At 36.9% G+C, this 13,717-nt stretch carries 10 protein-coding genes; all 10 read left to right on the top strand.

The window, feature by feature from the left end:
• Nucleotides 1–22 precede the first annotated feature (22 nt).
• A complete protein-coding gene (locus tag B0X80_RS16520) occupies nt 23–1,261 on the top strand; it encodes a hypothetical protein (protein ID WP_077342300.1) in 1,239 nt (412 codons plus the stop codon).
• Between the two features lie 196 nt (nt 1,262–1,457).
• Nucleotides 1,458–2,831, top strand: coding sequence for a superantigen-like protein SSL4 (locus B0X80_RS16515; RefSeq protein WP_077342298.1), 1,374 nt, complete (start codon nt 1,458–1,460; stop codon nt 2,829–2,831).
• Between the two features lie 399 nt (nt 2,832–3,230).
• A complete protein-coding gene (locus B0X80_RS16510) occupies nt 3,231–3,953 on the top strand; it encodes a FadR/GntR family transcriptional regulator (RefSeq protein WP_077342296.1) in 723 nt (240 codons plus the stop codon).
• A 360-nt stretch (nt 3,954–4,313) separates the two neighbouring features.
• Nucleotides 4,314–5,222 carry a 2-dehydro-3-deoxygalactonokinase gene (locus B0X80_RS16505; protein WP_077342294.1) on the top strand — a complete coding sequence of 303 codons (909 nt, stop codon included), beginning with the start codon at nt 4,314–4,316 and terminating at the stop codon, nt 5,220–5,222.
• Nucleotides 5,219–5,884, top strand: a complete 666-nt coding sequence (locus B0X80_RS16500; protein WP_077342292.1) for a 2-dehydro-3-deoxy-6-phosphogalactonate aldolase — start codon at nt 5,219–5,221, stop codon at nt 5,882–5,884. The genes B0X80_RS16505 and B0X80_RS16500 overlap by 4 nt, the downstream gene beginning before the upstream one ends.
• A 64-nt stretch (nt 5,885–5,948) precedes the next feature.
• A complete protein-coding gene (locus tag B0X80_RS16495; RefSeq protein WP_077342290.1) occupies nt 5,949–6,713 on the top strand; it encodes an SDR family NAD(P)-dependent oxidoreductase in 765 nt (254 codons plus the stop codon).
• Nucleotides 6,706–7,617 carry an SMP-30/gluconolactonase/LRE family protein gene (locus B0X80_RS16490; protein ID WP_077342288.1) on the top strand — a complete coding sequence of 304 codons (912 nt, stop codon included), beginning with the start codon at nt 6,706–6,708 and terminating at the stop codon, nt 7,615–7,617. Before B0X80_RS16495 ends, B0X80_RS16490 begins: the two co-directional genes overlap by 8 nt.
• Nucleotides 7,614–9,311 carry a dihydroxy-acid dehydratase gene (gene ilvD / locus B0X80_RS16485; protein ID WP_077342286.1) on the top strand — a complete coding sequence of 566 codons (1,698 nt, stop codon included), beginning with the start codon at nt 7,614–7,616 and terminating at the stop codon, nt 9,309–9,311. The genes B0X80_RS16490 and ilvD overlap by 4 nt, the downstream gene beginning before the upstream one ends.
• A 15-nt stretch (nt 9,312–9,326) precedes the next feature.
• Nucleotides 9,327–10,262, top strand: coding sequence for a dihydrodipicolinate synthase family protein (locus B0X80_RS16480; RefSeq protein WP_077342284.1), 936 nt, complete (start codon nt 9,327–9,329; stop codon nt 10,260–10,262).
• Nucleotides 10,263–10,383: 121 nt separating this feature from the next.
• On the top strand, nt 10,384–13,644 hold the full coding sequence (locus B0X80_RS16475) for a chondroitinase family polysaccharide lyase (protein ID WP_077342282.1): 3,261 nt from the start codon (nt 10,384–10,386) through the stop codon (nt 13,642–13,644).
• Nucleotides 13,645–13,717: the final 73 nt, after the last annotated feature.

The following is a 13,717-nucleotide window of genomic DNA, read 5'->3' as shown; positions in this document are numbered from 1 at the left end:
TAAAAACTATAAGGATTTTAAAATGAAATATAAGATACCATCTACACCCATACTTACATTAGCTTTAGCCTCAGTTGCTTTTAGTTCATTGAGTTTTGCGCAATGTAATACTGCTAACCGAACAGGTGATCCTAACTGGGTTTACGATTCATCAAAAAATGATCCGGCTTTTTCTGCTATGCAACAGTGGAAAAACGCGGGAGTTCAAGGCGGTATTCCTTGTAAAGAATCGGTGCCACAGGCTGATATTGTATGGCCTACTAATACTATTCAAGGCATATTAAACCTTGTTGATGAACCTGCTGATAAAAAGCCTGTACATATACTGATTAAAAGCGGTACTTATTATATAACTGAACCTATCAAGATGAAAACAGGGGTTGTTTTACGTGGTGAAAGTAAAACAAATACAAAAATAATAGTTCGTTTAAAACATAAGTTTGAACGAAATGACCGTAAAAGATTTGCTTTTATTTTTGAAAATGTAGAAAACTCAGGTATAGAAAACTTAACCATTAAATATGAAGTAAAAGACGCAAATGGTACTTATCAACCTTTAGACCGTAATAATTATACTGAAAATTATACAACGGTTCCTGGCGAAGCATGGCCGTGGATTAATGATGTAAAAGTTAAAGCCTCTAACCCTAATAAAAAAAATCCAATTGCAGATGACGATTTATATGTTGGTTTTATGCTGTTTACGGGTAATACGAAAAATTCGTGGGTACAAGATACTCGCTTACTTGAAGCAGGTACCGATCCTATTGCCGCATATCCTAATACTCGAAACTTAACTTTCCGACACAATGATATTTACCGTTGTTATAACAAAGGTGGGGAAGGGAATTGTTATTATGATATTAGAGGTAAATACATATTAGTTGCAAAAGAGCGAGTAAGAAAAATTCGTCATGTTGCGGTGCAAAAAGGAGCAAGATTTAATGTGCTTTACAAAAATAACTTTGAAGTTGATGTGAATTTTCATGATGCAGATTTAGGTTATAACTTGATTGAAGGTAACTCAATTAAATTACCGCATGTACATTTTTGGAATAATATATCTACAGGTGCAGCAGCTCAACACCAACCTCCAGGACCTAATAACACAACGTATAAAAACTCTACTGACCACAAAAGAGCAGGTAAAAACAATGTACCTTGGTGGGGTTCTGTTTATAAAGTTATTACGTTTGATGATGTTAACCAAGTATCGGCAACGCCAGCACATGGAACTTTGTATCCAATGAAGTTTAATTAACACACAGCCCCTCTTGGTATAAGAGGGGCTTTTTAATTTCTGTGTGTTTTATCCCCCATCTTTTGTCAAATATCAAATTAATTTAATCGTTAATTTTTCAGCTGTTATTTAATAAATATTATATTTTGATTGAATGATTAACCTTGTTACTACACTGATATTTTTATTTATCCTATTGAATTATATAAGAGTTGCTATGAATAATATTAAAAAATCAACTTTACTTATTAGCTTTTTATCAATTTTTTTTACTGGTTGTCAAACGAATTCAGTGCAAAATTCGCCTGTAGAAACGCCTGTAGAAACGCCTGTAGAAACGCCTGTAGAAACGCCTGTAGAAACGCCTGTAGAAACGCCTGTAGAAACGCCTGTAGAAACGCCTGTAAGTACCAATGCCTGCGTTGATGCTAACCGTATAGGTGATCCTAATTGGGTTTATGATCCTACAAAAAATGATACTCGTTTTTCATCTATATCTATGTGGAAATTGGCTGGTGTAGAAGGTGGAATACCATGCAGCGAGTCCTTGGTTAAAGTGGCTACAAAATTTGTGTCTGATACCGACATAAACGCACTTCAAGGTAAAATTGATAATGCTACTATTCCTGAAAATAAAAAGTACGCTTTTGTTTTAGTTGAAAGCGGTACTCATTATCTTGATCAACCATTAAATATGAGATCAGGTATTGTTTTGCGTGGTGAAGATAAAAATAATACGATTATTATTGTGCGTTTAAATCATAAATGGAAAGAAAACGGGCAACGTAAAATATTCGCCTTTAATTTCGATAATGTAGAAAACACCGGTATCGAAAATTTAACAATTAAATACCAGGTAAAGGATTCAGCAGGTACTTATCAGCCAGTAGATCGTTATAATTATAATGAAGAAGGAGAATCCATCGCTAATGAAGCTTGGCCATTTAGAAATGAACAAAAATTGAATGTGATAAATCCTGATAGAGTAAACCCTATATCAGATGATAGTTTGTATGTTGGATTAGTAAAATTCGACGGTTCAACAAAAAATGCTTGGATGCAAGACACTGTAATACTTGAATCTGGTACCGATCCCGTTTGGATTGGCACGAATACAAGACACCTAACTTTAAGATACAATGATGTGTATCGTTGTTATAACAAAGGGGGAGAAGGGAATTGTTATTATGATATCCGAGGTCAATATATTTTAGTAACGAAAGAGCGAGTTAGAAAAATTAGGCACGTAGCACTGCAGCAAGAAGCTAAATATAATGTGCTATATCAAAACGAGTTTGAAGTAGACGTTAATTTTCATAACGCTGATTTGGGTTTTAACTTAATTGAACAAAACTCAATAAAAATCCCTTTCGTTCATAAATGGCATAATTTATCAACGGGTGGAGCTGATACACATCAAGCCCCCGGACCTAATAACCTCATCTATAAGAATGTGACGGGTCATAAACGTTCTGGGTATAATAATATCCCTTTATCAGACGTGCTATATGAAGTTATTACCTTTAATGAAGTTAATCAACGATCAGAAAAGCCTGAACATGGCACTTTATACCCTATGAGCTTTAACTAACAATATGAGCTCAAACAATAACTTTATTGTTTATTGAATAAGATTCTTGTTATTTTTGGTATTTTAAATTGATATAGCTAATTAGTTAAATAACCTAAATTCGGGTTAATGAATGTTAGCGAATTAAAAGCTTTATTTATTCAAATCTTAATATGTATCGTTACTCTCCTAAGTTATATTAGTCTCTCAACATTGATGTTTTTGTGTATAACCAAGGCGATTTTTTCTATCTAATAGCGGGCTATTAGATAGAAATTCAACGAAGTTAGGCGTAAAAATAGCTTTTTAAGTAACTTTGCTTATCTCGAGTTGAGGTTAAATAGTAACGTTACATATTGCACTTGCCTTAACATCAAGGTAGCCTCCTTAACTGATATTCATTCTTTTGCATAAGTTTATATGGAAACAAAAACAGCGACCGCCAATTTAACAGAGATACTTGCTAAAAAAATACTCAGCTCAGAATACAAAGAGAGAACTCTTTTACCCAGTGAAAACGAGCTAGCTAAAAGTTTCAAGTTGTCACGTACAACTGTTCGTAGTGCTTTACAAGCTTTATCAGCTAAAAAAATGGTCACTATTATGCCTAAAAAAGGGAGTATTGTTAACGCGAGTGAAACGTGGAATTGGCTCGACCATGACATTCTTGGCTGGCTTAGTAACATAGAAGTAAATCATAATGACACTTCTCATTTAATGGCCGCACGTCTTATTTTTGAACCAAATACTTCAGCACTAGCCGCACTCAATGCAACAGCTATAGACCTGCTTCATATGGAAGAAGCCTGTAATGAAATGCAAAAGGGGGTTGAGCAAGGAGACCGAGGCTTATTTAATCAAGGCGATATTAAATTTCACCGGGCGTTATTAATCGCATCTCATAATCCTTTTATGATAGCTATTGGTGACGTACTTTCTAAAGGGTTAATATTATCTTTTAATCGTACAATGGATGAAAACTTGCCAGAAAGTATGCCTGCAATTGCTGATCACATTAAGTTGATGGAAACTATACGTTTACGCCAACCAGATGAAGCCAAAGAGCAGACAAGAGTTATTGTATTAAATGCTATTCGTAAAAGGCAAGAAACGGAACCTAATTATATTCCACATATAGGTTGAGTTGTTTAACTACCTAGTCGTTAATAAAATCGATTGGGTTATTATCCTTATTTGTTTTTTACCTTCATCCACAGAGCTATATTGTATAAATCACGTTAATAACTTTCGGTATTACTTATCGAATGTTATTTATTTCCCATCTATTTTTAATCTTCCCCTTAACACTTTTTATACTAAAAACCTTCATCTTTTTGAAATTTAAATAATATAAAACAAACAGATAGAAAATATAAAAAAGTTCTCAGTAACATGCTGCGACTCATATGTTAAATACACTTGTCTTTTTAAATATTGACTTTATTTTGCGATAAATATATCTTGTAATACAAGGTGTGGATTTAAGTAATACAAGGGTGGTTAATGGCTGTTAATTGGATCTCTGTAGATTGGGGAACAACAAACTTTCGGGCTCATTTAATTGGGGAAAACGGCGCAGTTATTGACCGAATTTATGCTGAAAAAGGCTTTATAAGTATAGCCGCTGAAGGCTTTGAACAGGTGTTGGTTGATTTATTGATGCCTTGGTTTGAAAAGCATAGTCAAGTGCCTGTATTAATGGCTGGTATGGTGGGGTCAAAAAATGGCTGGAAAGAAGTTCCTTATGTAAATACGCCGTTAAATATTCAAACATTATCTACAGGTTGCACTCTTTTTTCTCTGTCTAGAGGTAATAAAGTGCTTATTATTCCAGGTGTTTGCCATAACGATATTCATGATCGTCAGGATGTTATGCGTGGAGAAGAAGTTCAAGCATTTGGCCTGGCAGCTAAACTTAACTTAAATGAGTTTGATGCTATTTTTCCTGGTACACATAGTAAACATGTTCAATGGCAGACTAATGAGTTAACAAGTGTACGTACTTATATGACTGGCGAGCTTTACGCCTTATTAAGTGAATATTCTATATTAGGTCGGAATTTAGTTACGCAAACTCAAGATATTGATTTTAAAGTTTTTTCAAGTGGCGTAATGGCTGGCCACTCAATGTCATTAAGTCATGCTTTGTTTATGGCCAGAACGCAGGCTTTATTTCATAAAGTGCCAGAGAGTTTAGTGCTCTCGTATCTTTCAGGCATATTAATTGGCAATGAGTTAGCTGATTTAACCTTTACCAGTACGGTCTATATTGTTGGAGATAATAAGTTATCTGAACTTTATGTTAAGGCACTAAATATTTTAGAACATAACGCCATTTCAGTAGATTCAGATCAATGTTTCTTGGCAGGTATGGAAAAAGTTTTTCAAATTTATCACAAGGATCTCCTATGACAACTGAATCATTAAATTACCAAGTTGCATTTAAATCATTACCTTTGGTTGCAATTTTACGTGGTGTTAAGCCTGATGAAGTGATTTCTATCGCACAAACTTTATTTAATGAAGGGTATCGGTTTATAGAAGTTCCTTTAAATAGCCCCGATGCATTAGTGAGTATTACTAAACTTGTTGATACTTTTGGTGATAAAGCTTGGGTAGGGGCTGGCACAGTAACGAGTATGAAACAACTTGATGACGTTATTGAAACAGGCGCTCGTCTTATTGTTACACCTAATACTAATCCCGCTATTATTAATAAAGCGGTTAATGCTGGTTGTGTTGTTATGCCCGGCGCTATGACGGTAACTGAAGCGTTTTCAGCGATTGATGCAGGTGCAGAAATTGTTAAATTATTTCCGGGTGAAATGCTTACTCCGTCAGTTGTTAAAGCATTACGTGCTGTATTACCTGCTAATATTATGTGCATCCCTGTAGGCGGGATTTCTGCAGATGCAGAGCAAATGAAAGGGTACTTGAGTGCAGGTGCTAATGGCTTTGGTTTGGGGTCAGGTCTTTATCGACCGGGAATATCTAGTGAGCAAATAACGTTAACGGCCAAAGAGTATGTTGCATCTTGGCAGAATGCTTCTGAGCAGATGAATACGGCTAATTAACCAATAAAAACTGATTTATTATGATGATGGTTAAAAACACCATCATAACGAGGATATAAATATAATGAGTACTAAACAAAAAGTGGCTTTGATCACAGGTACTAGTCAAGGCATAGGCCTTGCTATAGCTGAAGCTTTTTTAGCTCAGGGTTACATCGTTGTTGGTTGTGGGCAAAGACCTTTTAGTGCAATTGACAGCTCATCATTTCAAGCACGTTATCCGGATCAATACTTTTATCGTCAATGTAATATGTGCAACCTTGAAGAAATAGAGCAGCTAGTTAATTACACGCAAGAAGCGTTTGGGCGGTTAGATGCTGTTGTTTCTAATGCAGGCAAAAATGTGTTTTCTGGTGTCGATTGTTCATTAGATGATTGGAATAAGAATTTTGATCTTAATCTTCGTTCTCATTGGTGTTTAGCCAAAGCTTCTCGTCATGCATTAACCGTTAGCAAGGGCGTTTTTTTGGTAATGACATCCAATCATGCTTTTAATAGCTTACCGGGTTGTGCACCTTATAGTATCAGTAAACATGCATTAGTAGGTTTAGTTCAAAGTATGACTTTAGATTGGGGTAGAGATTTTAGAACCGTAGGTATTGCACCTGGTTTTATTGATACAGAAGGCAATCAAGATTGGTTTGATAGCCATGATGATCCTGAAGCAATTCGAAATAAAACTATTGCTCAACATCCCGTTGGTTATATTGGTAAACCGCAAGATGTTGCGGAACTTTGTTTATTTTTAGTCAGCGATAAAGCTTCGTTTATTGCCGGTACGACTATTGTGATTGATGGTGGTCGCAGCGCAGTGATGGCTGATGAATAATTACCACGCTATTAAAAAATTTGATACACACTGCTCTTTAGGGGAATCCCCTTTATGGCATAAAGCTACATCGACACTTTTTTGGTTAGATATAGAAGAACAACAGCTATTTAGTTATCAATCATTGAGTCATCAATCCGAGCAAGCGTTTAAGCAAATAACACTGAGTGCCAAGGTTAGTTTTATTGCAGAAACTAACGATCCAGAAGTATTAATAGGTCTAGCAGGTTTCGGTATTGTGCTGATTAATATTAACAGCCATAAAATTGATTGTGTGCAACCTTTTCCTGACCATGAAGGGATTTCGAATCGCGCTAATGACGGCGGCATTTCACCTCAAGGACACTTGTTTTTTGGCACTATGGATAATGAGGCGAGAAATAATAACGGTTCACTTTACGCTTTTGATGGCAGGTTACAGTGCCTTGAAAGTAATATTTTGGTGCCTAATCTTTTTGCCTTTATTGATGATAGTAAGTTCTTTTTTGCTGATTCATTAAATAATCAGATTGAGCATTGCACACTTGAGCACGGTTTATTAGAAAACAGCACAACGAATAATAAAAAATTAACTCGACAACATTGGGTATCAACGCCTGAAGGTGTTTTCCCTGATGGCGGTTGCCTAGATAAACAAGGCGGACTTTGGTCGGCACAATGGGGCGCGAGCCAAGTGGTTCGATACTCGCTTCAAGATAAAACGATAACCGATATTATTCACCTACCAGAGCTTCAAGTAACGAGTTGCTGTTTTATTGGTGAAAATCTTGATCAGTTATTTATAACCACAGCTGCAGAAGGACTTAAGTCATCTCAGTTTGGTCATGGCTATATTTGTGAGCTGCCATTTAACGGTCAGCCCATACATCATTTTGATACATCATTTCTAAGGAAAAACACATGAGTAATTGTAATTCTTGCGGTGGCGGTTGCGGCGCTCAATCTCACCATAACGACATTTTAAAAGGCGATAGCGGAGCATTAAAACGCGCTTTATATAAATCGATGGGACACACAGATTCACAATTACGTAAGCCTGTTATTGCGGTGGTAAACAGTTACACCAATGCAACAGCTGGCCATGTTAATTTAAATGATGTAACGGCTAACGTTATTAAAGGTATTGAGGCGGCCGGTGGTGTTGCTATGTCTTTTGGTACTATAGCACCATGTGACGGTATTGCTGCGGGTCATTTAGGTATGCGTTTCGTTTTAGCTGCTCGTGAAGTGATCACAGCTTCTATTGAAGTTATGACACGTGCTCATAATTTTGATGCGATTGTTTTAGCTGGCTCGTGTGACAAAATTGTACCGGCTATGTTAATGGCTGCTGCGCGTTTAGATATTCCAGCAATCATGGTGAATGGTGGTCCAATGTATCCTGCTGAATATAAAGGAAAACATTGGGATGGGAATATTGTTTCTGAAGCTATTGGTTGGAAAAAACGTGGCTTAATTGACGAAGAAGAATTTCGTAAAATTGAAGATATTGCTGAACCAGGTCCAGGGTCTTGTACCATGTACGGAACCGCAAATACTATGTGTTGTTTGGCTGAAACTTTAGGCATGATGCTACCTGAAAGTGCAACCGTACCGGCTATTTCTAAAGACCGCATGGCGATTGCTTATGCAACAGGTAAGAAGATTGTTGATTTAACCCATAGAGGTATAACAGCACGTCAAATTATAAACAGCGACTCTATTTATAACGCTATTTGTTTGCTAGTTGCTACGGGTGGTTCAACTAATGCTATTTTACATTTACAAGCACTACATCATGAAGCTGGATTAGGTAAATTATCATTACAAACGTTTGATGAAATCAGTCGCAAGATTCCAACTATTGCTTCCATTTATCCGGCGTCAGAATACGACATGATCGATTTCCACGAAGCAGGTGGGATAGCGGCGGTTGAGCGCGAACTAAGACCATTACTTAGACTAAATGCCTTAACTGTTGCTGGTACCAAAGAAGAAACATTAAATACCGTTGCAGACTCAACAAGACGTGAAGTTATTCGTCCATTATCTGATGTGTTTAATGCTGAAGGTGGTGTAGCAATACTACGTGGTAACTTAGCTAAACTGGGGGCAGTAATTAAACCTGCTGCTGTACCTGAACACATGTTTAAATTTAGTGGTCCAGCGGTGACTTTTGATTCAGAAGATGAAGCGGTTGCAGCAATTATGGAAGGTAATATTGCTAAAGGTAGTGTATTAGTTCTTCGTTATGAAGGGCCAAAAGGCGGACCGGGTATGCCTGAAATGTATGAGCCAATGAAATATTTAGAAGGGATGGGCTTATCTGACCATTGCGCATTAATAACAGATGGACGTTTTTCTGGTTCAAATAGGGGCTTATTTGTTGGTCATTTATCACCTGAAGCTGCGGATTGCGGCATGATTGCACTTATTGAAGCAGGTGATGAAATTAGTATTGATATTGAGACACGTGAATTAACCTTACATGTTGAAGATGCTGTACTAGAAGAGCGTAAAAAATTATGGAAACCTGTAAGAAAAGAAGTCCCTAGAGGGTTTTTAGATATTTACCGTGACCGTGCCGCGTCAGCAGCCGAAGGTGCAGTGTTAACTTAATAGAGAGGATGATCTATGAACACTAATTTAAAAACACAGGTAAAAAAACCTCAAGATATTTTTGGTATTAATCCTATTGCTGCAATGCCTTTTACTGCAGAAGGCAATGTTGATTTAAATAGTTTTAAAACTATGCTTGAACACCTGATAACCACAGGTTGTTATGGTGTTACGTTATTCGGTATCGCTAGTGAGTTTTATAAACTTAACGATGCTGAAAAAGCGCAGTTAACGGATATTTTTATTAGCACGTTAGCGGATAAAAATATGTATCGATGCATTTCAGTGACTGAACATTCAACAGAACTTGCGGTTAAACAAGCAAAAATTTATCAAGAAGCAGGTGCTGATTGCTTAATGCTTTTACCGCCGTTTTTCTTAAAACCTGATAATGCTCAGGTAAAAGAACATATCTGTGCAGTATTACAGGCGGTTGATGTTCCAGTTTTAGTGCAATATGCACCAACTGAAACAGGCGTGCCTATTCCTGCAGAACAGCTAGCGGAAATATCGAAAGAATTTCCTAATGCGGTATTTAAAATTGAGTGCAATCCTCCTGTTGAATACATACAAGCGTTGTTAACGTTATTGCCTGATGCGGTAATACTTAATGGGTATGCAGGTTTATACATGACAGATGTGCTTTCTGTGGGTGGAAAAGGGGTTATGCCCGGTTGTTCATTTACCGAAGTATATATGAGCATTTATAAGCTATGGATAGCTGGAGATCATGAGGCTGCAAACAGTTTACATCAGCGTCTTTTAGAATATATTCGTCCTTGGATGGAAAGTTGTGAATATATTATTCAAGTTGAGAAAACCATATTACACAAACGCGGCATTATTACCGACGATTATTGTCGTAAGCCGAACTTTGCTTTATCTCAAGATGATGAATCGATAATTAACGAATTTTTAAAAGATTTCGATAATATTTTAAAAGGTGCATAGCGAAAACCTCGTGGTTATTAGTGTTTTAAATTGCATAGTAAACTTCAGCTTTAAACTATCTTATCTTATATCTGATGTAAGATAGTTTGATGCTGTAGCTGAAAATCAAAAGGTTAAGTAGATGAAACGTATTTTCAATAGACTGGTTTGGTTTATATTAGCGGTCGGTATAACAGCGGCTAAAAGTAATGCTGAATCTGAAAACATCGTAGAATACCCTATTAAGGTTATGGAAAGCTTTGAAGAAGGGCTCCCTAATTATTGGTCTGCTACTGGTGCTGGCCTTCAACTTGATAGTAAGCGCATGAAGCATGGCAAATATGCTTTAAAATGGGATTGGCAAGGAAATGATGCCATTACGGTTCGTACACCTATCGGTTATAGAAAACCTAAAGATCTCTCTAAAGTTCCATCTACTGGCCGCTTTAAGTATTTAAAAGCGGGCCACAGTACTTACGACGCTAAAAAAGTACTGGAAACACCAAGAGGCTTTTTCATGTGGATATATAATGAAAAAGCAACTACTCAACGGCTAAGCTTAGAATTTGGCCGTGGTAATGACGTTGACGTAGAGTTTGATCTGCAATTAGGTTTTACTGGCTGGCGTACTGTTGCTATCAACTATGATCGAGGCGACATGCAAGGTGTTCCTCATCCTGATATGGACACCCTAACAATTCGAGCACCATCTACAGGAAAGGGGGTTTTCTATTTTGATACTGTAGGCTTATCCGTCCCCATGAATCCTAAAACGGTTGGCCCAAACCCTCAATTACCTAACCTTGATCCTCATGAAAGATTAGTTTCAAACTATGATCATAAAATGATGATGTTCCATGGCTACAAACCTTCGTTTCAATTAAAAGAATTAACTAAAAACCGTTTAGCGCAAGTGAATGGCTTAACTGACAAAACAGAAGAATTTATATTTCCTAATTACGAAAGAAAAGCATTTGCTAAAAAGTCTATTTCGTCTATTACCAAAAAATTCAATGAATTTGAAATTACACGCGAAGGTGACCAAATTTATGGTAAGCCTTTGGTGAAAACGAGCCTTTTCCCCGAGTTTTTTGTTGAAACAGGTTTAGGTAAAAAGCTGAATAAAAGTGTAATGGAATGGCGCTGGGACTTTAATAATTTATTGATAGACATTGCTAAACATTATAGGGCTTCATCCTCTAAAAACGATAAAGCTAAACTAGAAAACATGTTTATTGATTTATTTGATTATGGCATTGAACAAGGTTTTGCAGAAGGTGCTGGACTTGGCTGGGTTCACCATTATGCTTATGAGATTAGAGAAATAGGTCCAGCATTCTTATTGATGCGCGATGTTCTTGCAAGACACGAGCGTTTAGAACAAGCGATAGCCACCATGAAATGGTTTTATGGTTTTGGGCAAGTTTACCGTGAAGATGTTGTTTACGGCGTTGAAGGCAGAAAGGCTGCAGATGCTGATGATACTCAAGGTTTTTTACTGCCTCGTTTATATATGGCATTAGCCATGAAAAACTCACCTGAAAAAATTCGTGATTTAGAACATTACTCATCCTACTTTTCAAATATTACAACGGCTTATGCACCCGCGCTTGATGAAGTATTTAAGCCTGATGGACTTACTTTCCATCATGGCGGACATTCACAAGGCTATGGTGGTAGAGCTGTTAAAGCTGCAGCTGCCGTATTGTATTTATTGAATGACACGCCTTTTGAAGCAAAAGAAGCAGCTTTTTGGCGAATGAGAAAAATTACCAATACGCTATTTGATACCTTGTTTACGAAGGAATATATAGGTGGAAAAGCTTTTACTAATACACGCTTTACTAATTATACTTTTGCTTCAACTATGTATGATTTACCCGCGTTAATTGCCCTTAGTGCGCCAACATTTGATGCTGAAATGGCAGGCTTATATCAAAACCTTTATAACAATAAAAAAAGCACTAATTCGTTTGATAAATACTGGTTAAATAAACTTAAGCAAGCAGGGGATATTGGTGATTATAACTATGCTCCTAGTCGCATTTTACCTTATAGCGCATTAGCTACGCTTAGAGATAATGACAACTGGATGGCGACTGTGCGTGGTCACAGTAAATATGTTTATCCTTATGAAAGCTGGGGTTGGTTTGCTTATCCAACATTTATTGGCTATGGCTATTTAGATGTTTCTTATCCCGATCATTTAGACAGTACACAAGCGGATAATAAATCAACGTGGCATAAAGGTTACGATTGGCACCGTTGGCCTGGAGTTACCTCAGTTAATGTACCTTACGAGCAAATTCAAACACAGCCAGGTCAAGTTAAAGACGAAGGTGGCGAATACCCGTTCTCAGACCAAGCTTTTGTGGGTGGCGCTGAATCTACTCAGGGCAACGCCGTATTTACCTTTCCTTTTAAAGGCCATGACATGTTTGGCTTGCAAGGTTTCACGGGTATTAAATCTTACTTTTTATTTAAAGACTTTATTGTTGCGATAGGATCAAATATTAAAAGTGATATAGCTCAACATGCAGTAGAAACCACTATTTTGCAAAACCCTTTTCTTAAAGGTAATAGTAAAGGAAAAAATATAGGTAAATTGACTTCTAACCTACTTGATGAAAAAACCTTTCCTTATACTAAAGCAATATCAGACAGTGAGCCTTTGTGGATAGTTGATAGTCGTAATACTGGATATTACATTCCACAAATACCTAATGGCACTCAGCTTGTTATGCAACGTACAGAGCAAGCCAATCCTGATTATAAAAACCTACAAACAGTAAAAGGTAACTTTACTACCTTGTTATTCGATCATGGCGTAAAACCTAATAACGCTAACTATGAATATGTGGTTATGCCGAGTAGTACTCCTGCTGATATGAAGCGCTTTACAAATGGCATGAAAGTTCAAAATAATCAGCTTCCTTACCGTGTACTACAACAAGATAAAAATGCTCATATTGTTGAGTCACCTAAAAGCTCAACGACAGCTTATGCGGTATTTAATGGGCAGGGCAAATTACCCCAAGGTGTGGTAAGTAAGGTAAACAGACCGGCCACTTTTATCGTAAAAGAAACGAACAAGGGGTTACAGTTATCGGTTGCTGATCCAGATTTAAATATTTATGACGGGCAAGACGATTTAATGCCTGATGGCAGTCGCGTTGAGTTATCTATTTATAATCGCGAATGGTTTTTCTGGCCAAGCCGAACCACTCAAATTCGCCTGACTTTACGTGGTCAATGGAAAATTGATCAGCAGTTAAAAGAAATTGAAACCGTTAAGCAAAAGCAAGCCAAAATTATCAAAGCTAATTCAACTGAAACTGTTATTGAATTTGATTGTAAAGATGGTTTAACGGCGGAAGTTTTGTTGTCTAAGGTTGCTCATTAAATAAATTAACATGCTACCCACCAACGATAATTTATGTGTCCGTGATGAACATTCTTATGTCATCACGGGCATA

Origin of the sequence: Pseudocolwellia agarivorans (assembly GCF_002000085.1) — a bacterium.
GTDB lineage: Bacteria > Pseudomonadota > Gammaproteobacteria > Enterobacterales > Alteromonadaceae > Pseudocolwellia > Pseudocolwellia agarivorans.
The sequence above is the reverse complement of the archived record's forward strand: the minus strand, read 5'-3'. Positions and strand labels throughout refer to the sequence as shown.

Bases quoted from the DNA above. Each gene is read 5' to 3' on its own strand.
- B0X80_RS16520 (WP_077342300.1), top strand. From the start codon at position 23: ATGAAATATAAGATACCATCTACACCCATACTTACATTAGCTTTAGCC.
- B0X80_RS16515 (WP_077342298.1), top strand. From the start codon at position 1,458: ATGAATAATATTAAAAAATCAACTTTACTTATTAGCTTTTTATCAATT.
- B0X80_RS16490 (WP_077342288.1), top strand. From the start codon at position 6,706: ATGAATAATTACCACGCTATTAAAAAATTTGATACACACTGCTCTTTA.
- ilvD (WP_077342286.1), top strand. From the start codon at position 7,614: ATGAGTAATTGTAATTCTTGCGGTGGCGGTTGCGGCGCTCAATCTCAC.
- B0X80_RS16500 (WP_077342292.1), top strand. From the start codon at position 5,219: ATGACAACTGAATCATTAAATTACCAAGTTGCATTTAAATCATTACCT.
- B0X80_RS16475 (WP_077342282.1), top strand. From the start codon at position 10,384: ATGAAACGTATTTTCAATAGACTGGTTTGGTTTATATTAGCGGTCGGT.
- B0X80_RS16505 (WP_077342294.1), top strand. From the start codon at position 4,314: ATGGCTGTTAATTGGATCTCTGTAGATTGGGGAACAACAAACTTTCGG.
- B0X80_RS16495 (WP_077342290.1), top strand. From the start codon at position 5,949: ATGAGTACTAAACAAAAAGTGGCTTTGATCACAGGTACTAGTCAAGGC.
- B0X80_RS16510 (WP_077342296.1), top strand. From the start codon at position 3,231: ATGGAAACAAAAACAGCGACCGCCAATTTAACAGAGATACTTGCTAAA.
- B0X80_RS16480 (WP_077342284.1), top strand. From the start codon at position 9,327: ATGAACACTAATTTAAAAACACAGGTAAAAAAACCTCAAGATATTTTT.